This is a genomic window from Aquimarina sp. KJ22-3, assembly GCF_055808215.1.
The window spans coordinates 543,461-566,275 of sequence record NZ_CM147859.1 but is presented as its reverse complement, the minus strand read 5'-3'; the positions used below and the strand labels follow the sequence as shown (position 1 = coordinate 566,275).

The window sequence follows — 22,815 nt, the reverse complement described above, 5'->3', positions numbered from 1 at the left end:
TGTTTATCTTTGGAAGTGCATTTTATATTATCCACCTTATGAAATCCAATAAACAACCATCCAACATTGCCCTAATTATCGGTCTTTTGCTTTTGCTTGTTACCACAGGGTGTCAAAAACAAAAAGAAGCTATTTCTGATCCGGTCAAAAACAATGAAGAGATCGTGGAAAAACCTTCATTAAAATCCATCAAAGAAAGATTGGAAAAACAAGGATATCAACTCTTTGATTATGTGGATCAGGAAACAGGTGATACTACTATTATGCAACAATACTTCATTGCTTTCTTAAAAGAGGTCCAAACCGTTCCCAAACCAAAGAAGCCGCTGATAGTTTACAAAAATTACATTTACAGCATTTGGGAAGAATGTATAAAGAAGGCTATGCAGATATTTCTGGACCCTTTGGAGATGACGGAGATATTAGAGGAATCACCGTCTATAATACACCTACTCAAAAAATGGCGGATAGTCTTGCCAATATGGATCCAATGGTCAAAGCAGGTCGATTAGTGATTGAAATACATCCCTGGTGGGCTGCAAAAGGATTCCCATTACGATGACCCAAAGTTACTTTCAAACGTCGTACGCTTAGAAATACTTAATCGTCAAATCAATCAATTTTTGTTTGAACGCTGTATAAGGAGGTGTCATCAACTCGATTGCACTAGGTAATCGTTGTTTAAACATCGCACGTTCGTTGGTAAATTCGATAAATCCGTAATGCCCCCTGGATTTACCAATACCACTATTATTTACTCCCCCAAATGGCAAATTAGGATTACCTACATGTACCGAAGACATATTGATACAAGTAGCTCCTGCAGTAGTATTCTCTATAAAATAGTTGATATTCTTTTTATTACTGCTATAAATGTAAAGGGCCAAAGGCTTTTCTTTATTATTCACAAAATCAACTACTTCTTCTTTATTCCGATAGGAAAGTATAGGAAGAATCGGACCAAAAATCTCATGCTTCAACACATCAGAATCCACGGACATATCAGTAACGATGGTAGGTTCTATATAATTTTGAGTTTCATCCATTGTTCCTCCGTAAATTACCTTTGCACCACCAAGTACTGCATTTTCAAGATATCCTTTCAATCTTAAAAAATGCTTTTGATTAATGATACGTAAATAATCTGGAGAATCTATGGGGTCTTTCCCATATTGCTTTTGAATTTGGGCGCTAAGATGCTGTATAAATTCTGCTTTCTTGCTTTCATGTATCAACACATAATCCGGAGCGATACATACCTGCCCTGCATTCACATATTTTGCCCACGCAATCCTTGAAACGATCGTTTTGATATTGGCTGTTTCATCAATAATAGTAGGAGATTTACCGCCTAGCTCAAGGGTTACACTACAAAGATGTTTGGAAGCGGCAGCCATTACAATTTTACCAATTTCGGGTGCTCCGGTAAAGAAAATATGATGGAACTTTTTGGCTAACAAAGCTTTTGATACTTCAACACCTCCTTCTACAATGGCTATTTCATGTTCTTCAAAACAATCTGCAATGATTTGTTTCATTACCTCTACAGTGTTTGAGGTAAACTCTGAAGGTTTAAGCATCACCACATTCCCTGCCGCAATAGCAGAGACCAAAGGAGCAAAGAGCAATTGCATCGGGTAGTTCCAGGGTGCTATAATCAGGCTCATTCCCTTAGGTTCATACCGCACCCAGGAGGATGAGCCTATCATAGGTATTGGATGCGGAACTTTTTTGGGACGCATCCAATCTTTTAGATGTTTGATCGCAAATCGTATTTCAGAAAGTACTGGATAAATCTCAGTAAGATCCACCTCAGCAGCAGGCTTATGAAAATCTTTTTTCATAGCCTCTTGTAAGTCCACTCGAAAACGTAAAATGGTCTTTTCAAGCGCTTTTAGCTTTCGAATTCGCTCTCGTGCAGTTGTCTTTCCTACTTGCCTGTAATTTGCTTTTTGTTGATCATAAATAGCATCAATTACAGCGATATCGGTTTCATTAAATGAAGTAACCATGATTCGCGATGTAAAACATTATGAGAACAGGGATTGGAGTTTCATAGCCACTCCCATGTCACCTTTAATTTTTATTTTTCCACCCATAACAGCCGCCATCGGGTTAAGTTCTCCTTTGATCAACGACATAAAATCATCAAATCCGACATCTACCTGGCAATCTGCATCTTTATCTTCTGCAGTTACCACATTGGTATCTCCCGTACCATCGATATATAGCTGTTCATCTCCAAAGTTGAATTTTAAAGTATTATTTAGGCTATCGGCCTTTGCTGCTCTTTCCTGAATCGTCTGCAGGATACTGTCTATATTACTCATAATATTAGTATTGGTATTATTAATTAAATCATTCTTTTCTGCTTGTTTGTAAGATACGTCGTCGATCACCATTTTTGCAATAATCTCTCTCATAATCTCTGAGGTCCCACCTCCAATTGTTCCTATTCTACTGTCTCTGAACATTCTTGCTATCTTAAACTCTTCCATATATCCGTAACCCCCAAAAGATTGCAAACATTGGGTCATGGTTTTATCAGACAACTCTGTTGCCAAAAGCTTAGCCATAGAACATTCTTTTACGGCGTATTTCTTATCGTTATTTAACCGCGAACAGTACAATACAAACTGCTTACAGGATTCGATTTCTGAAGCCAACTGCGCCATTCGATGCCGCAGTACCTGAAACTTATTAATCGGCCTTCCAAAAGCAGACCTTTCAGACATATATTGCAAGGTATATTGCATTGCAGCCTCACAAGCACCATACCCCATTATCGCACCTACCAGTCGTTCAACCTGTAAGCCACCCATCAGATAATAAAATCCTTGTCCCTCTTCACCAATCAGATTTTCTTTAGGAATTTTTACATTATCAAAGGCCAGTTCTGCGGTATCAGAGGCATGCCATCCCAGTTTTTTGAGCTTTGTTCTACTTACTCCTTCTCTATCCAAATCTACGATCAATAAGCTTACTCCCTCTGGACCAGCTTTGGGATCTGTTTTAACCACACACACCACAAAATCCCCATATACCGCATTTGTAATAAAGGTTTTAGAACCATTCACTACATAGTGATCTCCTTGCAAAATTGCGGTAGTTTTAATATTGGCCACATCAGAGCCTGCAGTAGGTTCTGAAATACCGATACAACTAATTGTTTCTCCCGAAATGATTCCAGGAAGGTATTTTTCTTTTAATCGTTGTGACCCATATTTCAAAATATAAGGCCCCGACATGTATTGTACCACCGCCTGGGTAATCGCAAATCCTCCTGAAAATACTTTTGCAATCTCTTCACAAAAGATCACATCATAAAAGAAATCAAGATTTGCACCTCCAAACTCTTGGGGATAGGATAATCCTAAAAATCCCATGTCTCCCATTTTTTGCCATACTTCTCTGGGAATACGACGATCCTCTTCCCATTGATCGATATTTGGCACTACTTCTTTCTGTAGAAACGCTTTCAGGCTCTCCCGAAACAAAGTATGTCCTTCATCAAAATAATAACTGTTCATGATGTAATGGTTTAGATTTTATATTGATTTTCCTGAATAAAATGAGATGCAATTTTCCTACGTAGGGCTATAATATCAACAACCGGTAACTGCAGTAATTGATCTGTCGCTGCTATTGTTTTTTGCACCATTTCTTTATCTGCAGCTTTATAGGCAACTTCTTTGAGCGCTATCTTAATCTTATCCGCAGCTTCGTTCATAAAAACAACAGATATTGCTTCTTTAATTTCCTGATGTTGTCCATTACCTTTAAGTGTTCTGAGTAACACCGCCTCCATCATATAAATCTGAATAATCATATCGGCAAGTCGGGACAGCACTTCTTGTTCTTCCTGAATTTCTTGCTGAAACTTTTGCATCGCCAATCCACTGATCAGTAAGATTGATTTTTTACAATGTTCGAGAAAACCAATGGCAAATTCTTTTAATGGTAAGTCAGGATCAATAGGAGTATTGTTTCCTGATTGCACCTCTTGAAATGCCTGCATGGCTGCTTGCATCAATGGCAACTTTCCTTTTAAAGCATATTTAAGTATCGTTCCAGGGATTACTAATCGATTGATCTCATTAGTCCCTTCATAAATCCGATTACCACGTATATTTCTATAGTGCATAGAGATTTCACTTTCTCCAGAAAAGCCCATCCCTCCATGAATTTGCAGTGCTTCGTCTACCACAAACTGTTCGATTTCGGATCCAAAGACTTTTATAATGGCACATTCTGCTGCAAACTCCTGTGCAACTTGTTGTTTAGCTTTTAGTGGTGGTGTTCCCGTATCTATAAACTGATTATAGAGCACATCCATATCTCCTCCCAATCGATTCCAACCGGATTCTAACGCATAGATATTAATCCCCATTTTGGCTATTTTTTCCTGAATAGCACCAAACGAAGCGATGGTTTGTTTAAACTGAACACGTTGATTGGCATACTGAACCCCTAGACGAAATGCTCTTTTGGATATGGCAGATCCTGCAACCCCAATCATTAACCGCCCCATATTAAGGGCATTCATGGCTATTTTGAAGCCTTTATTGCGTTCTCCCAATAAATTCTCTACGGGGACTTTTACATTTTCAAAGAAGACCTGTTTAGTAGAAGATCCATGAATTCCTAACTTGTTTTCTTCGACTCCCAATTGTACTCCCCAATCTTTTTCTACCAGCAAACAAGATAGGTTTTCATCATCTTCGATTTTACAGAATACCGAAAACACATCTGCAAAACCCGCATTCGTGATCCACATTTTCTGTCCATTTAGGATGTAGTGTTTTTGGTCATCACTAATTGTGGCATGTGTTTTTCCCGAGTTCGCATCAGACCCGGCATTTGGCTCGGTTAAACAATAGGAACATTTTAATTTTCCGGTTAGAATACCGTCTAGATATTTAGTTTTTTGCTGATCCGTACCATAAAACAAAATGGTATTGACCCCTAACCCTCTTTGTACACCAAGTGTTTGAGAAAAAGAATAGCTATCAGACATGACTTCTGAAGCCGCTAGATCGGTTTTGATATCGCATCCCATACCTCCAGATTCTTCAGGCACCGAAATGGCCAAAAACCCCAATTCACCTAATTTCTCCAGCTTTTCCGGAGCTAATTTTGTTCCTTCTTTGCTATCGAATGCTTCTTTTAAAGGTTCTATTTCCTTATTTATAAAGTCACGAATTGCTTCTCGCAGCATCTGATGTTCTTCAGAATACTCTTCTGGAGTAAAAACCGTTTCAGGTTCGGCTCCCTTGATTAAAAACTCTCCCCCTTTGATCATGGTTACTTTTGATTCCATCGGTTATGAGATAAATGATTTTAAGACATTTGCTAATCCCATCTTATCAAAATTGAGATGCTGCGCACCATCTACATATAATGAGATTCCGGTAATATATTCAGCCATAGGGCTTGATAAAAAGGTCACGGCATTCGACACGTCCTCCACCTTTCCGAAACGTTTTAAAGGGATCGCTTTTTGCGCCTCTTCAAACATATCTTGTATTTGTTTTGGATACGTATCTAATCCACTGGATTCTATAATTCCTGGAGCCACACAATTGATTCTGATGTTAAAATCGCTCCATTCCATAGCAAGAGTTTTGGTCAAATTCTCAACTCCGGCTCTAGCTGCTCCTGTATGCGCCATACCCGGAAATCCACGAAATACATCTACGATAATATTAATAATCACTCCACTTCTTTGAGGAATAAAAAATGCATTTGCCATTTCTCGAATCATAGAGAACGTTCCATTCAGGTTATTGTTGATGACCGCATTCCACCCTTTGTCATTGATATATTCTGCCAGTGCAGGAAACTGCCCTCCTGCATTATTAATCAGGATATCCAATCGCCCATATTTTTCTTTAATCATTTGGGCCAGTTGTTGTATCTCTTCGGTTTTTCGAATATCACAAGCCTGATGAGTAACTTCTCCAAAGTTTGATAATTCTTTGGCTGCCTTTTGTAGCTGTTCTTCTTTACGAGAACAAATGATCACCTTAGCACCCAGTTTTAAAAAGTCCTTTGTAATCTGATAACCAATGCCTGATCTTCCTCCGGTTACCAATACGATTTTATTGTTGAATGTGTCTGATCTAAGCATAATTATGAGTTGATTTTTTTCGGAATGTTCAATAGTTCTCTGGTCTCTTCGATACTGGCGATCTCTCTACCGATCATTTGGGCCAACGTAGCTCCTGCTTCTACCAATTCTCCATTCGATTTGGCCATCTCTCCATTGGGTAAATAAAAATTATCCTCTAATCCAACTCTGAAATTCCCGCCCATAGCAGCTGCAATAGCAGAGAGTTGCCATTGCTTGCGGCTAATCACGATAGATTGCCAAAAAGCACCTTCAGGGATTTGCTTGATTTGATGTATTAAATTCTCTGGGGTTGCAGGAATTCCCCCCATAACTCCCATAACCAAACTATAGCATGCATTATCTGGCAACAAACCCATTTCGCGAAGCGGTTCTGCATTTCGAATATGTCCTGTATCAAAACACTCCATCTCTGGACAGATATTATGTTCGTTCATAGTAGTGACCACTTTGATCATATCATCGAATGAATTTTCGAACACACCATTCCAGATAAACTGCTTATTTCGTTTGGAGAATATAGCGTAGTTCATACTACCCATATTAAAAGCCGCCATATCAGGCTGAGTAGCTGGCAAATGTTTTAATCGATCTTCGATAGACAATCCGATGGCCCCCGTAGAGTAATTGATAATTACATCTGGGCAATGCTTACGTACTTCGGCAGTGATTTCTTCAAATACTTCTGTTCTCCAACTAGGTAGTCCATTATCTTCTCTTGCATGGATGTGTACTATCGCTGCTCCAGCATCAACTGCTCTTTTGGCCTCCAATCCCAACTCTTCGGGAGTATAAGGAATGTGAGAGCAATGAGACCTGTTGGTCGCTGCACCTGTTAGTGCCGCAGAAAGAATCATTTTTTGTAAAGCCATATCTTTTTCATTTCGTTATACGTTATTCTCCGGTCCATTCGGGTTTTCTTTTTTGTCTAAAGGCTAATAACCCTTCCTGACCATCTTTAGAACCTATAGTTTTCTGTAGCATTTCCATCAAATACTGATGCTTAGATTCGTGTTGTGTAATAGTATCCAAAGCTTCCAAACCATGCCGAATTGCAGTTGGAGAATTTTCTTTGATATCATTAATGATGCCATTCGCAATCTGAACTGCAGATTCTTGATTTGCTATATGCGTGATCAAACCATAGTTTTTGGCATCCTGTACACCTAGATTATACCCTCTTATACACCAATCCATGACGATGCGCTTTGGCATGACCTCTAGCAACGAAGCCATTACTTGGAAGGGAAATAATCCTCTCTTTACTTCTGGTAAACCCAATATAACTTCTGGGTTACATACCACATAGTGTGCCCCGGTAAGAAAAAGAAACCTCCGGCCATTACCCTACCTTCTACCAAAGTAATTATGGGTTTATGAGTTTTGGCAAAAAGTTCTCCCAAGAGCACTTCTCCCTTGGCTTCGGGGATTGAGGAATCAAACTCACCCACCATACCCATAAAAGCCTTCAAATCTGCTCCTGAACAAAAGACATCTCCGGCTGCTCGAATCATAACCACCCATATCTCTTTGGTTTGGTTGGCATATTGCAGTGCAAAGGCAATTTCGTGAATCATATGTGGATGCAATGCATTCTTCTTTTCTGGGCGACTCAGTGTTAACGTCATTACATGATCTTCGACCGTTACCAGGATAAATGCAAATTTTTGCGCTAATGCCTTTTCTACGAGTTCCTTTTCAAAAAAATCCATGATTATTCTTCATTAATTTTCAGTAATAAAAATCCAGCTTCTACATTCTGTCCTTCGGCTACATATATCTTTTCTACTTTACCATCCTGATTAGCTACCAAAACATTTTCCATCTTCATCGAAGACAATATGATAAGTGGATCACCTTCTTTGATAACATCTCCTGATTGGATATTAATTTTAACCACTTGAGAAGGAATTGGGGATTCATACCCACCACTTACCTTTTCCTTTTCTTTGATCGGAAATCGATCTTCTTGAGTAATTTTCACATTACCTATGGTAGGTGAATGCACAAAATAATCCTCACCAGCTTGCACCACAGTATATGTCTTTCGCAATCCATCTATATCTATGCACAAGGTGGTTTTATCAATACTTATCATTGATACCTTTCTTTCCTTCTCTTCAAAAAGAAATACAAAACCATCTTCTACATACTGATACTGCAATTGAACAGCCTGTTCACCAATATGAAAAACTTCCCTTTGATATTGGTAGCAATTATTTCTCCATCCAGAAGGAAGGCTTCGAAGTGTCTTCCTGGATTGCTCTCGCTTATTCCAATCATATAGCGTTGCGACTATAGCCACTTCCTGTATATGTTGATCTGATATTTTATTGATCTGAGAAAGGTCTATCTTTTCCTGAACGAAATGCGTATTGTAGTTTCCCTTCTGAAATTCTTCGTGTTGCAACAGTGTTTTCAAGAAAGGTAAATTGGTTACAATACCCTGACATATGAATTGCTGAAGCACATACAACAACTTAGTATGCGCATTGGTTCTATTGGTATCTTTTACAATGATCTTTGCGATCATTGGATCATAGAATATTGATATTTCTGAACCTGACTCAATAGCAGACTCTACCCGTAATCCATCTACACCTGGGAATTGGTAATTGTGAATTTTCCCGGTTACAGGGGCATAATTATTTGCTGCATCTTCTGCATACAATCGCGCTTCAATGGCATAGCCATTTCCTATCACTTCTTCTTGATTGATTTGTAATGGAATTCCTTGTGCAGATTGAATTTGCATTTGCACTAAATCCAGTCCGGTTATAGCTTCGGTAACAGGGTGTTCTACTTGTAATCTGGTATTGACCTCTAAAAAGTAGAATGCTCCAGAGGTATCATCATAAATAAATTCTACAGTTCCTGCATTATCATAATCCATAGCTTGGGCTGCAAGTACAGCAGCATCACCCATAGACTTCCGCAGAGCTTCTGTCATTATCGGAGAAGGGCTTTCTTCGATCACTTTTTGATAACGCCTTTGGATAGAACATTCTCTTTCCAACAGATGAATGACATTCTTATGCTGATCTCCAAAAATCTGAAATTCGATATGTCTTCCAGAGGCAATGTATTTTTCGATGAGTAATTCATCATCTCCAAAGGCATTTTTGGCTTCTCTTTTTGCCGAAGCAATGGCTGTCGTTATTTCTTTTTCTTCATGAACAATTCTCATCCCTTTACCTCCACCTCCTGCGGTGGCTTTCAGTAATACCGGAAATCCTATTTTTAAAGCTTCGGTCTTTAATGTAGCTTCCGATTGATCTTCTCCATCATAACCGGGTACAACAGGTACTCCTGCTCGTTTCATCATTGCTTTAGCCTTGGATTTTGATCCCATTGCTGCTATAGCCTCTGGGTTGGGACCGATAAAAATGATTCCTTCGGTTTTACATAACCTAGCAAAATCTGCATTTTCAGATAAAAAACCGTAACCTGCATGGATGGCATCGGCACCAGTACGTTTTGCAGCAGCAATTATTTTATGTTGATCGAGATAGGATTGTGACGGTTCTGAAGCTCCGATATGTACTGCTAAATCTGCTTGTCTAACGAATGGGGCATTTTTATCGGCATCAGCATAGACCGCTACACTAGTAATTCCCATTTTTTTGCAGGTACGTATCACTCTTGAAGCGATTTCTCCCCGATTAGCAATCAATATGGTGTTTATACTTTTCATATATAATACGTTCCTTTTTTCTTAATGTCTCCAGACACCATAACTATTTGACCCCTTTATTTCTTGGTTGTATAAAACCGCTAGTGAAAACCCTAAATAGTTGCGGGTTTCTTTAGGATTAATAATCCCATCATCCCATAATTCTGAAGTAGAATGCCATGCAGAAGATTTGGCTTCGGCTTCTGCGATTAACATATTTTCGATCATTTTAGCTTGCTCTTCGTCATAGGGTATTCCTTTGGCTTTTGCCGATGCTTTTTGAATGATCCGCATTACCCCAGCTAATTGTTGCGAACCCATGACTCCTATTTTTGCATTGGGATAAGAAAAGAGAAAATTAGGCTCATAGGATCTTCCGTTCATCCCATAATTACCTGCTCCAAATGAAGACCCGATCATTAAGGTTATAGATGGTACTTTGCTATTAGAAACTGCATTAATCAGCTTAGCCCCATTTTTAATGATTCCTCCTTCTTCATAAGCTTTACCCACCATATATCCAGTGGTATTCTGCAAGAACAATAAGGGTATGTTTTTTTGGTTGGATAGTTGTATAAATTGTGCCGCTTTGTTGGCCGACTCTGAAAAAATAACACCGTTATTGCCTAAAATCCCCACGGGGTATCCATGAATTTTTGTCCACCCACAGACCATTGTATTTCCGTACTCAGATTTGAACTCTGCAAATTCGGATCCATCTGTAATTCGCATGATCAATTCTCTTACATCAAATGGTGTTTTACTATCTTCAGGCACTATACCCAAAATCTCATCGGCATCAAAAAGCGGTGCTTTGACGGGCAATTCTGGGATCATATGAGGATTGGATGCTGGTATAAATTCCATAATCTCTCTGGCGATTCGGATAGCATCTTTTTCATCTTCGGCCAGATAATCTGAAACTCCAGATACTCTGCTGTGCATTTCGGCACCACCTAGTTCTTCGTCAGTTGCAATCTCATTGGTTGCCATTTTTACTAGTGGAGGTCCCGCCAAGAATACTTTTGCTGCTTGCTTTTGGAAAATGGCATAGTCGGACATCCCTGGCACATACGCTCCCCCTGCCGTAGCGTTACCAAATACTACGGATATGGTTGGAATGCCCATTTCAGATCGTCTGGTAATCTCTCTGAAGGCTTCACCTCCATAATTGAATATTTTGGCCTGATCTGGCAGATTGGCTCCTCCACTTTCTACCAGATTAATCGAAGGCAATCTACATTCTCTGGTAATTTTTGCGATGCGGAAACCCTTAAAAACAGTTGCATAGTCTACAGATCCTCCTTTACGCGTTCCTACATTGGCATTGATCATACACAATTTACCTTGTACCAACCCGATTCCTGAAACGTTGGTTCCACCAGCCCCAAAACCATTCTTATTTTGCATGCCCGCTAGTGGTAATAATTCGAGAAAGGGACTATCTTTATCCAAAAGCAATTCGATACGTTCTCGTGCGAGTAACTTGCCTCTACTTCTAGCTTTATCAATGGATTTTTCTTTCCCTTGAAATCGACTTTCTTCAAGATGCCGTTCTAATTTGTCAACCAAATCGAGCATGGCCTTCTTATTCTTTTGGAAAGCTTCACTTGTCGTATTAATTGTAGATGATAAGGGCCTCATTATGCTATTTCTTTAATTTCTTTTCTGACTAAAAACTGTTGAAATCTATAGGGAAGTAATCCTGATATTTGGTATAACATTCTCATCTTTCTACCGCTTATGATAAAATCTTTTCCGCTGTTAAACCCTTTCCAGATATCACTGGCCACCTCTTCGACAGTTGTTGCTGCGATACCCTGAAATGTTCTTACCTTTTCCATATTTCCCGATTTCTTGAAATTGGTATTCTCGATGGCCGCCGGACATACGCAAATTACTTTTACCTTCGATTGCTGCATTTTCAATTCTTCATTTACACTACGGCTGAAATGAGTAACAAATGCTTTTGTGGCTCCATAAGTGCTTAATTTGGGAGTGGGCTGAAAAGAGCTATTCGAACTAATGTTGATAATAGTCCCCTTGTTTTTGTTAGTCATATCTTTCAAAAACAACTTGGTCATTTCATACACACATACCACATGGAGATGAACCATCTTTAGTTCTTTTCCTGGAGGTGTATTGTTCAAATATCCATAGGTACCAAATCCTGCATTATTCACCAGAACATCAATATCCCATTCGTTTTTAGTAACCCATTGATGTACGTTATGTGCTGCATTTGCTACTGATAAATCTTCTACAAGGGTATGTATCGTACATCCTTCGATTTCTTGCAATAGTTTTTTCTTCGACGCTTCAATTTCCTCTTTCAAAAGAGAAACCCAAAGAAGGGTGTATCCCGCTTTTGCAAAATATCTGGACAAGGAATACCCAATACCGCTAGAACCTCCTGATATCAGCACCATTTTACTCATACCATACTATATTTTCATTACGATCATGCCACTCCAAAAAGTATTTGCTATATCGCCTATCGATCTCTCCTCTTCTGATTTTTAATGTTGGAGTAAGGAATGCATTTTCCATATTCCAGGTATTCTGATCGATAACAATGGTGGATACTCTTGTATAATTTGCCAAAGTATCATTCAATTTGGAAAGCGTTTGATCCAGTGCTACCTCAACTTCTTCTTTTGGAGTATCATGTGCAACTTCAGAAAGATTCACAATCGCAATAGGTTGAGGAATGCCTAAACCAGCAATGCATACCTGTTCTACCAATACATTTTTCTCTATTTCTTCTTCGAGAGGATTGGGTGTAATGTATTTTCCTTTGCTTGTTTTGAACGCATCAGAAACCCTACCTATAATTTTCAGGAAACCATTTTCATCAAAACTACCTTTATCACCGCTATGGAGCCATCCATTCTTGAGCACTTTTGCGGTCATTTCTGGATCTTTGTAGTACCCTTTCATCATATAGGGAGATTTCATTAACACCTCTTGTGTATCCTTTGCGATTTTGATCTCACAACCGGGAATGGGTTTTCCTACGGAATCTTTAGGTGCATCTAACATGGGGGTATTGGTAATCGAACCACAAACTTCGGTCATCCCATAGGCTTCGATAAGATGAATCCCCAGATCGGCATACCATTCTTTGAGATAGGTAGGTGTAATCGCAGATCCTGTAGCTACTATTTTGGCTTTCGATAATCCTAAACCGTATCGTATTTTCCTTTTCAGAATCCCAGAAATGATCGGAATGCTAAACAGCAGCTCCTGTTTTCTTAAAGATATTTTGTTGGCAACTGCCAGATAAAATTTGGTCCAAATTCTGGGCACTGCAAAAAAGATAGTAGGCTGAGTATCTTGTAAATTTTTAGCAAAAGTATCGATGCTCTCTCCAAAAGAAACAGTCCCGCCAAGCATGAGTGCTACGGCATATACCCCTATTTTTTCGGCAACATGATTTAGCGGTAAATACGATAATAAATTAGGTGTTGGATGTTTGGCGATCCCTACCCAATCATTCTTACTGTCGTCCTTAATAATCTGGACTGGGGTACTATGAATATGCATTACTCCTTTTGGCGTACCTGTGGTACCAGAGGTAAACAAAATGGTCCATAGCTCTTCTGGATCCGGAACATGAACTTCTGGTAATAGTTCATTACTATTCACCAAATCATCCCACAAAACACCTTGGGTTACTTCTGCATTGCCTTGATAATGCGGAAAACGTATAATTTGAACATCATTGGGTACGTGTTCTGGATGAGCCAACCATTGATCGAGCTTACCTATAAAAACTGCTTTTGCATCCGCCAACTGTAGTACCGTCGAAAGTTGGTTTGCAGAAAGGTTGTGATATAAGGGTACCGAAACCATTCCGCCCATCATGATGGCCAAATCTGCCAGAATCCAATGGTAACAGTTTTTGGAATAAATGGCCACATGATCTCCTTTTTTTAAACCCATAGAAACCAAAGCATTTGCCATTTTTGAAGCCTGCTCGTAGGCTTCACCAAAAGTTATTATTTTCCAATGTGTTCCTTTTGGTTGTTTTAAGAAGGTAGCATGAGGTTTTTCCTGCACCCAATGATAAAAGTACTCTGGGAGTGAATCATGATCTGGAATACCGATGCTAGCCATATCTGAAGTTTAAAAGTTGATATACGATTCCATAGTTTGATCAAATCCTTCACCCAAGCTATCCAAATAAGCATCTCCAAAGAATTTTTTGAATGAAGCCAATCCCTTTTCAGTAAGATGAGGCAGTAACAAACTCCAAATTACCTTCTCTCCATCTTCCTTTGTTTTATCTCCTCGAATCATTTGCTGTGATGACCAAAAAAACATCATCATCCAGGATGTTAATGCTAGGTTTTTATACACCCCTGGTACTGGTTCTGTTTGCATATTTCCTAATTGAATAGAAAATGCAATTGCTGTTTCGATATCCTTTATCGTTTTATCACAAAGGGATTTCATTTTCGGTGCGATTAGTTTGTGTTTCAACACCTGATTATCATGAAATATAAAAGAGTATTCTTTTTGCAGCTTGTAATACAATTGCGCATCATGATGCAAGTTCTGAAATGAGGGAATCCCCTTTGCCACTCGTCCGCTGGTTAGTTTTTCCCACAATTGGTCCATCAGTGCTTTCAATAGAGCTTCTTTATCTTTAAAGTGATAAGTCATATTACCTCTGCTCATCTCCAAAGATTTTGCAAGTTCGAATAGATTTACCGCACCGTATCCTGATTTATTAAAAGCCTTAAGCGCCTGACTGAGTATCCTTTGTTTCGTTTCCACGTATTCCTTTTTACTCAAATATAGAAATAAATTTTATATAATTAACAATATTTTTAGTCGTTTATGACTAATTTAAGAAAATGAAAGCACCAAAACAGCAAAAGAATACTATTCCTTCACTTCCATAACGCGTTTTAATTCATTTCCATTTTCATCCAGAATGGTAATCAGATGTTTCCCTGGTTCGGGTAGGATTGGCATTTCATGAAATTGCCGGGTTGCCCCAACAAACTGCTCATCGACGTACCAGAATACTTGTACCTCTGGATTGGTATGTGCAATTTTAAGAACAACTTCGTTGGTTTTACCATCAAAACCTTTAGGCAAGTAGACACTACTATTGGCTTTGGGAAAAATAAAATCCATTCGATCTTCATCTGCACTACTACAACCAGGGCGAAACGAAGGCAATTCATGATAATCTGCATTGTTATTCTTAAAGTAATAAGCCTGTAATGAAGGTAATACAAACCAGGACTCATGAATCATATTATCTACAGATTCGCAAGAGGAATTTACCTGATACCTACGCTCTTTGTCCAAATGAATTAATCGATGATAAGTACAAGGTTCTGTTTTGGTTCCAGAAAGCGAAATATTAATAGTTTTTTTAGGACAATACTCACCAGCTATATGACCGCTTTGAGCACATACTGTTGTCGTAACCAAATCGTCGTATGGAGTTGCAAACCATTTTGTATCCGGAACAATATTAAACACATCAAAGAGCACAGGTGCTGCTGCAGTTAATCCCGTAACTTGTGGGCGACCTTCTCCATCGGCATTTCCGATCCATACTCCAACCACATATTTTGAAGTAGCACCTATTGCCCAGGCGTCACGATTACCATAACTGGTTCCTGTTTTCCAAGCAATTTCCTTGGAGGAATCATAGAACTCCCAGGCATCATCTCCTTCGGGGCGGTTTACTTGTTTCATGGCTTCAAAAGTGAGCCAAATACTTCCTGCCCCAAAAATCAATTTTTCTTTGATGGGCTTTCCAAAATCAACCTTCTTATTCTTTTCAAGGATGGGTTCTGCAAATTCATTGGTAAAATATTCACTCGAAGACTCCAAAAAATGGTTCAGCGTTCCTGCCATACCCGCATAGGTTTTACACAGGTCCCAAAGGTTAGCTTCTGCACCTCCAACTATCAGAGACAATCCATAATGATCTGCACTATATTGAATATCTTTAATATGAAACGCATTCAATTCATCTCGAAAACGCTGTAATCCATATTGCTGCAATAATCGTACGGCGGGCACATTAAGAGATCTTGCCAATGCTCTATTTGCCGGTACGGCTCCACTATAGGTTTCATCAAAGTTTTTGGGATTATACCCTGCTATTACTGTTGGGATATCGGATACCAATTGTTCTGGCAACAATTCTCCTTTATCCATCATCGCTGCATACAATAATGGTTTTAAAGTACTCCCTGTGCTTCGAGCTGCTTGAATAATATCTACATCTTTTTGATGCGTCTTGTCTGTGGGAGTGTTCCCAACATAACTCAATACATTTCTGGTCTCTACATCCAAGACCAAAACCGCCATGTTGTACACCTCATTTTGACGAAGCTGATCATAATGCTTTTTGACAATGTCATTGACTTGTTTTTGAAGTGCCAATCGGAGTGTAGTTTGCACTCTTTCTCCTTTATGTTCTTTTGCGATGTTATCCACCAAATGCGGAGCAATTTGCGGCAATCTGTATGGCCTTTGCGGTAAAGTTTCTTGAATGGAAAGCGTATAGGTCAATGAATCAATAGTCTGCTGTTCTAGTAATGTTTTTAATAATCGATTCCTTTTCTTCAGTAACCGCTCTTGGTTTTTCCCAGGATAAATCAATGAAGGTGCATTGGGTAAAACAGCCAAGGTTGCACTTTCTGCCCAGGAAAGCTGATGCGCAGGCAATCCAAAGTAACGCCATGCTGCCATATCGACCCCAACAACGTTTCCTCCAAAAGGAGCATGAGAAGCGTATAGTTTGAGGATATCCGACTTTGATTTACGGAATTCCAATCGTGTAGCTAAAATGAGTTCCTTTAGTTTTTCAAAGTATGTTCTTTTTTTCCCTTCCTGGATAGTCGAATCACCTGTTGTGTTAAGGTACTTCCTCCTCTTACAATTTTACCTGCTTTACTATTATCAATCATAGCATCTACAATAGCAATAGGATTGAATCCGGGATGGTTGTAAAACTGCTGATCTTCAAACGCAATAATACACTTTGCAAACTTCGTGGGTACACTGTCTGTTTCCGGAAAACGCCATTGTCCGTCCTTAGCTATTTTGGCTCCAATTAACTCACCATCTACAGATTCTACCACTGTTGCTGTTGGATCTTTAAATAGTGTAGTAGGAAGAGAAAAATAATACCATATCAACAAAACGGCTATCGTTATAATACGTTTAGGATGCTTTTTGATGTATGTCTTTATTCTCTGAAACACAAATATGCTTTGTTTATAGTAATCGCTTTCTAAGCTCTCAAGTTTAGAAATTAAAATTAGCGTAAATGCAGGTATTTATTCTTCAAAACTATTAGAATTCATTAAAGTACCACTATCATTATTCGAATAAATCCCAGATTTTCATTAAATTTAAGAACCTCTTAAAACAAGAAAATGCTTTTTTTCTTCAGTTCGGTTGAGAAAATTAAGGGACTCAAACGTAAAAATACAATTGGTCGGTCATTGATATAATGGGTATACCCCTACGCAATCCGTGTATTTTTATTAAAATTGTTGTGTGTTGAAAAAAGTTACCATCGTCATTCTCCTCTGGCTTATGCCCGCGGTTCTGCTTTCTCAAAACGATAAAGGTTATGAGAAAATAGATAGTCTTGATGTGCTTATCCAGCAATCTCAAGAACTAAGATTGGAGAATAATATGTATGAAGCCTTAGAACTTGCCTTCAAGGCGGTCACCTATGCTAACGAGCTCAATCACAATCATTACTTGTCCCATTCTTATTTTATGATGGGTACCATTCAATATGAAATTATTGATTATGACAATGCCAAAATTAATCTCTTAAAAGCATTAGATCATAGTGAGAAAACCACTTCAAAAATACTATTACCTTATATACTGCATAGCTTAGGAAACATTTACTACGATGATAACGAAGATTATGAAAACGCATTAATTTACTACAAAAAGGGGTTAAGCTCAGTAAAAAAATCAATCCAGCTAATAACTATCAAATCCCCTTACATAACCTTATTTGGACTTTTATGGATTTGGATAGGTACGAAGAAGCCGCTCCTTATCTTAAGGAAGCTGATAGTTTGGATCTTATCATCCCAGATAGTATTCAACTCGGCAAAAGCACCCTGTACCTAATACGCGCAAGAAACTATGCACATCAGAAAGATTTCGAAAGTGCAGAAGAAAACTATGATAAAACCTTCAACCTGTTGGAGACCGAAGACAAATACTGGCTGAAAGGTAAAAGCTATTTTTATCAATATCGATCAGAGATGTATCAGGCTATGGGTGATTATCCCAAAGCCATACAAGATCTAAATAGTATGCAGAGGAATGAGTTTGAAGTTTTTAAAAACGCCCGTAATAAAAATGAAGAAATTGCAAAAATCCGGTTCAAAGTAGATGAATATGAACGAAAATTAAGCGCTTCAGAAAGAGAAAAAGAACTATTACAAAACATCGATAGAAGTAATAAAACTATTATTACTATTTCTTTGGCAGCACTTGTTTTACTCATTTTTGTAGTTTTCTTTTATTACCGGGGATATATATCAAAGAAGAAAGCAAGTGAAATTCTTGAAGCTAAAAATGCCGAACTGAATCAAGCCAAGCTTCAGGCCGAGAAATTGAGCAATATCAAATCCCAGTTTATTTCTACGGTAAGTCATGAACTTAGAACTCCGCTATATGGGGTGATTGGTATTTCGTCTCTTTTGATAGAAAACAACAAACAGTCTGACAACGACAAAAAACTACTCAATTCCTTAAAGTTTTCTGCAGACCATTTGTTAAACCTGGTCAACAAGGTCTTAAAAATTAGCAAAATCGATTCAGAAAAGACAGATCTTACGCAAACCCCTACCAATCTGGCTTCACTGACAAAAAACATATTGCAGTCCTTCGAATTTCAATCTGGAGAAAAAGGAAATGAGTTAATTTTTGAATATAATCACTCCATTCCTAATTCGTTGTTGATTGATCCCTTAAGAATCTCCGAGATCCTAATCAATTTGATCAACAATGCCATAAAATTTACTGTTGATGGAAAGATTTGGCTTCGGGTCAAACCAATTACAACCTCTGCCGATAGGGTTACTCTACGATTTGAAGTGGAAGATACTGGAATAGGAATTCCAGAAGATCAGAAAGAATATATTTTTGAAGAATTCTCTCAAATCGGAAGTATTTATAGCAACAAACAAGGAACAGGGTTAGGATTGGCTATCGTAAAACGATTGTTAGGATTGATGAACAGCAGGATTCAATTTGAAAGTAACAAAAAACAAGGAACTCGCTTTTATTTTGATCTCGATTTACAAATTGCAGATCAACTAAACGGTACTTCTGGACTGCCTACAGATATGGAAGTTAGTCATACAATTTCTGCTCACATCTTGATTGCCGAAGACAACAAAATCAATCAGATGGTAACCAAAAAATTGCTTACTCAAATTGGTTGCCAATCAACTATTGTAGAAAACGGAGAAGAAGTGCTCGAAATTTTGAAAAAAGAAAATTTCGACCTGGTCTTAATGGATATTAATATGCCTGTACTGGACGGTATGCAAGCCACTTTGAAAATTCGCGAGTTTGATACTATTATACCTATTATCGCCCTTACTGCATCAGAATTAAGCGAAGTAGAAGAAGAATGCAGAAAAGCAGGCATGAATGATTTACTCAACAAACCCCTACTTAAAATGGATTTACGCAATGCTATATTCAAGCATCTTGTAAAAAGAAAACATCAACCTGACTCTTAAGATTGCTATAAATTACACTGCAATGGATCTTCCTTTTGATGTTTTATTCCCTTTGTTATCCAAATAAAAATCAATTTGCCCCATATAAACACCACTATTACCACATTGATTGATTAAAACCTTTTCTTCAGCGGCATTGTCTACTACAGTAGGTTTGGGTAATAAGGTATGGGTATGCCCTCCAATAATTAAATCAATATCCTTGGTTTTTTTGGCCAAATTAAGGTCTGATATCCGGTCTGGTGATTTTTTGTAATCATACCCAATATGCGATAAACAGATAATTATATCACACTTTTCTTCTTGTTTTAGTGCCTGTGTCATATCCTGGGCAATCTCTACAGGATCCAAATACTTTGTTTCTTTGTATAGGTTTTTGTTTACCAACCCTTCTAGTTGAACTCCAAGCCCAAAAACTCCAATCCGGATGCCATCTCTTACCAATACTTTATAAGGCTTTACATGAGTGTCCAAAACGGTATTTTTGAAATCATAATTAGCCGACACAAAATCAAAAGTAGCATTAGGCAACTGTCCAAATAATCCATCAATTCCGTTATCAAAATCGTGATTTCCAATCGTAGCCAGGTCATAATTCAGCTTCGACATGAGTTTAAATTCAATTTCACCCCCATAATAATTGAAGTATGGTGTTCCTTGAAATATATCGCCAGCGTCCAATAAAATTGTGTTTGGGTTCTCTTTTCTGATTGCTTCGATGATCGAAGCTCGTCGTGCAAAACCTCCTAATCCTGGATATCGGTAGTGGTTCTCAGGAAGAGGATCTATTTGACTATGTACATCATTGGTGTGTAATACCGTAATTTTCTTTGAGACTGGTTGGGTACACGAAGTTAAACTTAATCCTCCCAGGCTTGCAAAGGCTGTAGCCGAAGCCATTTGCTGAATAAACACTCTTCTACTTTGCATAACTCATTCTTTTATCTAGTGAAACATGAAGTGTATCTGTCTTTTTGAAATAATCAATCAAAGCATTCCTAAGCTTATAATCTGTTTTATAAAGATGTACTGGATCCTTAAAGAAATCCATACGATCGCCACCTTGTTGTAAATAATCTGTAGTCAACACCAAGTAGGTTCTTCCTTCTTCCAAAGGTTGACCATCGATTAGTACTTTTTCTGCTTGTTTGGTTTCCTTATTAATGCTCAACTCCAGATTGCTTATCGGATGTGCACGAAGTCTTGCAGTCAAATAGGAAATTAATTCTTTTGTCTTTTCAGAAGTCAATTCGGCAACTACCAGTTCATTTTCAAAAGGCATTACTTCGAAAGCAGTCCTTGCTGTAACGTTTCCTTTCAGGATTGGAGCTCTTAATCCACCATGATTTAGCAATACCAAATCGATATTCTTATTGTGTCTTTTGGTAAAAATTGAAGCCGTTTGTTCTAAAGATATATCCGCTACCAGATTTCCTAAGGTACTTTCTAATTCACCATCTCCTTTGGTAAGGTTCTTTGTTGCAAAACTAATTGGAGCATCTAGTGTTTCATTTAAATGCTTGCGAAATGGTGCGATAAAATCATCTACTTCTTTATCATCAGCAATCGACGCATCGATCTTTTGCGGACTCGAGGTTATCTTTTCTACTGTAAATGGTTGTTGTTTGCAGGAAGAGCATAACATCAAAAAAATGACTACAAAAAAGTGGATAAAATACTTCATACTATTGATAAATTACCTTTTTTACAATGGTACTAAAAAAATAGCACAACTGAGTTTATGTTTTGGTTAAAAAATCATATTCGCTTTAAGGGTTAAATCAACCAACAGTAATTGTGATAAAAAATAAAATTCTAACCCTAGAATTTTTACTATGCACTGCAATCACAGTCATCAATAACTACTAGCCACCAATGATTATCCGCTGCAATAAAATAAAGTGTTTTAATGATCCTCTTGTTATATAATACAACGGCTTTCATTTTCATTCCTCTATTATATTTGTTAGATATCTCAATTTTCTTGCTAGCGTATTCTCCATCAAAAAAAACATAAGAAGGAAACTCATTTACTACAGTGAAGTAAACTCCATCAGAACTTTTACTTTCTTCACAAAATCCGTTTACTGGCATTTTATTTTCGAAGTAAGTAACCTCCGGTATTTCAGGGTATTTCTTCTTACGATAACTACTTGAATTTTCATAGGATTCTATGTTACATGTTGTGCCAGAGTTGTATAAACGGAAATAGCCAATATCCTTATGTTTTAATGGTTTTACCACTGAATTATGCATGCTTACGTCAAAGCTCTTCCCAAAAAAGTATGTATCTAACACTTCTGTTAAGTAGGTTTCAAATCTTGCAATAGTGCTTTCTTGTCTAATCGATGTTTGAGACCCAAAAACCCAACCTTTTTTATTTTCAAAAACAATTTGATACCAATAATCGGTAGTTAAACCTATAGTTTGTTGTACTCCCCTTTTTATAACGCGACAAACATCTCCTTCATTAAGAGTGAACACTACCTCTCCTGAGATAGGTTCTGATCGAACCCAAATGCGATTTCCGAATATGGTAAGCCGATCATTTAATCTTTCATTAAAAGTATTACTATTCTGCCCTTCTTTCTTTAAAAGAGGTACTATCCTGTAGTATGGACCATCATCACAACCATCAGCGAGATGCCATAAACCAGATTCCGCTAATAATACGCTGTGCTTTTTACTTAACCAAACATTATGCAAACCTTGATCAATAGTACAATTTTCTTGGCTATCATAATCTCCAGTGCAGCAAAATCCGTGAAGTTTCGATTGTGGTAAATTAAAACTCTCGCTTATAAAAGATTGGCCTTGTAGTTTAGCCATTACAACTAATGCGTTGGTCTCTTCATCCTCAATTAGTTCGGGTTTCTCTATTTTTGTTAAAGAGTGATACTTTGTTTCATTCAACATGTTCTCTACTTCTTTAAAAATCATCATTTTCTTTTTTGTAGAGAATTGTACGTTCTCAGTTTCATCAGGTGACAAAACAATTTCTTTAATAATTTCTCCGGTACCGGTGCTGCGCTTTTGTAAAATGTTTCCAAGATCCACACAACATGAATATTGATTATAAACAATTAAATAATGTGAACCATCCTCTGAGATTGCAGGGAAATTTTTCCAAGATAAGTACGAATCCTCAAAATGAATAGATGGACCAACAAATTCTTGAGCTGACGAAGTAGTAGTTATAAGTAACAAAAAAATATAAACTTAAAATTCATCAGTTACATTTTATCCTT

General features: G+C 37.9%; 17 protein-coding genes and 2 pseudogenes. 3 read left to right on the top strand and 16 right to left on the bottom strand.

Annotated elements, in window-relative coordinates; all coding sequences use genetic code 11:
• The first annotated feature begins 38 nt into the window (after positions 1-38).
• Positions 39-562: pseudogene (locus tag AC0L3Q_RS02485) on the top strand (YciI family protein).
• Positions 563-590: 28 nt separating this feature from the next.
• Here the strand turns inward: AC0L3Q_RS02485 and AC0L3Q_RS02480 are convergent.
• The 13 genes and pseudogenes from AC0L3Q_RS02480 to pbpC form a co-directional block, all read right to left on the bottom strand.
• Entirely contained in the window at positions 591-2,012 is a 1,422-nt protein-coding gene (locus AC0L3Q_RS02480; protein WP_473284812.1) for an aldehyde dehydrogenase family protein, read from the bottom strand.
• An 18-nt stretch (positions 2,013-2,030) separates the two neighbouring features.
• Positions 2,031-3,530: an acyl-CoA dehydrogenase family protein gene (locus tag AC0L3Q_RS02475; RefSeq protein ID WP_473284811.1), complete on the bottom strand. Its 1,500-nt coding sequence runs from the start codon at positions 3,528-3,530 to the stop codon at positions 2,031-2,033.
• Between the two features lie 11 nt (positions 3,531-3,541).
• On the bottom strand, positions 3,542-5,320 hold the full coding sequence (locus tag AC0L3Q_RS02470) for an acyl-CoA dehydrogenase family protein (RefSeq protein WP_473284809.1): 1,779 nt from the start codon (positions 5,318-5,320) through the stop codon (positions 3,542-3,544).
• Between the two features lie 3 nt (positions 5,321-5,323).
• The gene (locus AC0L3Q_RS02465) at positions 5,324-6,130 is read right to left on the bottom strand and encodes an SDR family oxidoreductase (protein WP_473284808.1); all 807 of its coding nucleotides are present in this window, start codon (positions 6,128-6,130) and stop codon (positions 5,324-5,326) included.
• Between the two features lie 2 nt (positions 6,131-6,132).
• Positions 6,133-7,002 (bottom strand): beta-keto acid cleavage family enzyme, encoded by an 870-nt coding sequence (locus tag AC0L3Q_RS02460; RefSeq protein ID WP_473284807.1) that lies wholly within the window; start codon positions 7,000-7,002, stop codon positions 6,133-6,135.
• A 22-nt stretch (positions 7,003-7,024) separates the two neighbouring features.
• Positions 7,025-7,435 carry an enoyl-CoA hydratase-related protein gene (locus tag AC0L3Q_RS02455; RefSeq protein WP_473284806.1) on the bottom strand — a complete coding sequence of 137 codons (411 nt, stop codon included), beginning with the start codon at positions 7,433-7,435 and terminating at the stop codon, positions 7,025-7,027.
• A complete protein-coding gene (locus AC0L3Q_RS02450) occupies positions 7,393-7,842 on the bottom strand; it encodes an enoyl-CoA hydratase/isomerase family protein (RefSeq protein WP_473284805.1) in 450 nt (149 codons plus the stop codon). The genes AC0L3Q_RS02455 and AC0L3Q_RS02450 overlap by 43 nt, the downstream gene beginning before the upstream one ends.
• Before the next feature lie 2 nt (positions 7,843-7,844).
• Positions 7,845-9,824 (bottom strand): acetyl/propionyl/methylcrotonyl-CoA carboxylase subunit alpha, encoded by a 1,980-nt coding sequence (locus AC0L3Q_RS02445; protein ID WP_473284803.1) that lies wholly within the window; start codon positions 9,822-9,824, stop codon positions 7,845-7,847.
• A 21-nt stretch (positions 9,825-9,845) separates the two neighbouring features.
• Entirely contained in the window at positions 9,846-11,447 is a 1,602-nt protein-coding gene (locus AC0L3Q_RS02440) for an acyl-CoA carboxylase subunit beta (RefSeq protein WP_473284801.1), read from the bottom strand.
• Positions 11,447-12,241 (bottom strand): SDR family NAD(P)-dependent oxidoreductase, encoded by a 795-nt coding sequence (locus tag AC0L3Q_RS02435; protein WP_473284799.1) that lies wholly within the window; start codon positions 12,239-12,241, stop codon positions 11,447-11,449. Before AC0L3Q_RS02435 ends, AC0L3Q_RS02440 begins: the two co-directional genes overlap by 1 nt.
• A complete protein-coding gene (locus AC0L3Q_RS02430; RefSeq protein ID WP_473284797.1) occupies positions 12,234-13,922 on the bottom strand; it encodes an AMP-binding protein in 1,689 nt (562 codons plus the stop codon). Before AC0L3Q_RS02430 ends, AC0L3Q_RS02435 begins: the two co-directional genes overlap by 8 nt.
• Before the next feature lie 9 nt (positions 13,923-13,931).
• Positions 13,932-14,585 (bottom strand): TetR/AcrR family transcriptional regulator, encoded by a 654-nt coding sequence (locus tag AC0L3Q_RS02425; RefSeq protein ID WP_473284796.1) that lies wholly within the window; start codon positions 14,583-14,585, stop codon positions 13,932-13,934.
• 108 nt (positions 14,586-14,693) lie between these two features.
• A pseudogene (gene pbpC, locus AC0L3Q_RS02420) lies at positions 14,694-17,044 on the bottom strand (penicillin-binding protein 1C).
• Between the two features lie 301 nt (positions 17,045-17,345).
• On the opposite strand from pbpC, the gene AC0L3Q_RS02415 reads away from it, so the two are divergent.
• Positions 17,346-17,939, top strand: coding sequence for a hypothetical protein (locus AC0L3Q_RS02415; RefSeq protein WP_473284794.1), 594 nt, complete (start codon positions 17,346-17,348; stop codon positions 17,937-17,939).
• Positions 17,831-19,567, top strand: a complete 1,737-nt coding sequence (locus tag AC0L3Q_RS02410) for an ATP-binding protein (RefSeq protein WP_473284792.1) — start codon at positions 17,831-17,833, stop codon at positions 19,565-19,567. Before AC0L3Q_RS02415 ends, AC0L3Q_RS02410 begins: the two co-directional genes overlap by 109 nt.
• Positions 19,568-19,579: 12 nt before the next feature.
• On the opposite strand, the gene AC0L3Q_RS02405 is transcribed toward AC0L3Q_RS02410, so the two are convergent.
• From AC0L3Q_RS02405 to AC0L3Q_RS02395, 3 genes are all read right to left on the bottom strand, one after another.
• Positions 19,580-20,497, bottom strand: coding sequence for a bifunctional metallophosphatase/5'-nucleotidase (locus AC0L3Q_RS02405; RefSeq protein ID WP_473284790.1), 918 nt, complete (start codon positions 20,495-20,497; stop codon positions 19,580-19,582).
• Positions 20,487-21,251, bottom strand: a complete 765-nt coding sequence (locus tag AC0L3Q_RS02400; RefSeq protein ID WP_473284788.1) for a 5'-nucleotidase C-terminal domain-containing protein — start codon at positions 21,249-21,251, stop codon at positions 20,487-20,489. The genes AC0L3Q_RS02405 and AC0L3Q_RS02400 overlap by 11 nt, the downstream gene beginning before the upstream one ends.
• 149 nt (positions 21,252-21,400) lie before the next feature.
• Positions 21,401-22,774, bottom strand: a complete 1,374-nt coding sequence (locus AC0L3Q_RS02395) for an SH3 domain-containing protein (RefSeq protein ID WP_473284786.1) — start codon at positions 22,772-22,774, stop codon at positions 21,401-21,403.
• Positions 22,775-22,815: the final 41 nt, after the last annotated feature.

Coding starts and splice junctions, on each gene's coding strand:
- AC0L3Q_RS02480 (WP_473284812.1), bottom strand. CDS start 2,012: ATGGTTACTTCATTTAATGAAACCGATATCGCTGTAATTGATGCTATT.
- AC0L3Q_RS02475 (WP_473284811.1), bottom strand. CDS start 3,530: ATGAACAGTTATTATTTTGATGAAGGACATACTTTGTTTCGGGAGAGC.
- AC0L3Q_RS02470 (WP_473284809.1), bottom strand. CDS start 5,320: ATGGAATCAAAAGTAACCATGATCAAAGGGGGAGAGTTTTTAATCAAG.
- AC0L3Q_RS02465 (WP_473284808.1), bottom strand. CDS start 6,130: ATGCTTAGATCAGACACATTCAACAATAAAATCGTATTGGTAACCGGA.
- AC0L3Q_RS02460 (WP_473284807.1), bottom strand. CDS start 7,002: ATGGCTTTACAAAAAATGATTCTTTCTGCGGCACTAACAGGTGCAGCG.
- AC0L3Q_RS02450 (WP_473284805.1), bottom strand. CDS start 7,842: ATGGATTTTTTTGAAAAGGAACTCGTAGAAAAGGCATTAGCGCAAAAA.
- AC0L3Q_RS02445 (WP_473284803.1), bottom strand. CDS start 9,824: ATGAAAAGTATAAACACCATATTGATTGCTAATCGGGGAGAAATCGCT.
- AC0L3Q_RS02440 (WP_473284801.1), bottom strand. CDS start 11,447: ATGAGGCCCTTATCATCTACAATTAATACGACAAGTGAAGCTTTCCAA.
- AC0L3Q_RS02435 (WP_473284799.1), bottom strand. CDS start 12,241: ATGAGTAAAATGGTGCTGATATCAGGAGGTTCTAGCGGTATTGGGTAT.
- AC0L3Q_RS02430 (WP_473284797.1), bottom strand. CDS start 13,922: ATGGCTAGCATCGGTATTCCAGATCATGATTCACTCCCAGAGTACTTT.
- AC0L3Q_RS02410 (WP_473284792.1), top strand. CDS start 17,831: ATGGATTTGGATAGGTACGAAGAAGCCGCTCCTTATCTTAAGGAAGCT.
- AC0L3Q_RS02405 (WP_473284790.1), bottom strand. CDS start 20,497: ATGCAAAGTAGAAGAGTGTTTATTCAGCAAATGGCTTCGGCTACAGCC.
- AC0L3Q_RS02400 (WP_473284788.1), bottom strand. CDS start 21,251: ATGAAGTATTTTATCCACTTTTTTGTAGTCATTTTTTTGATGTTATGC.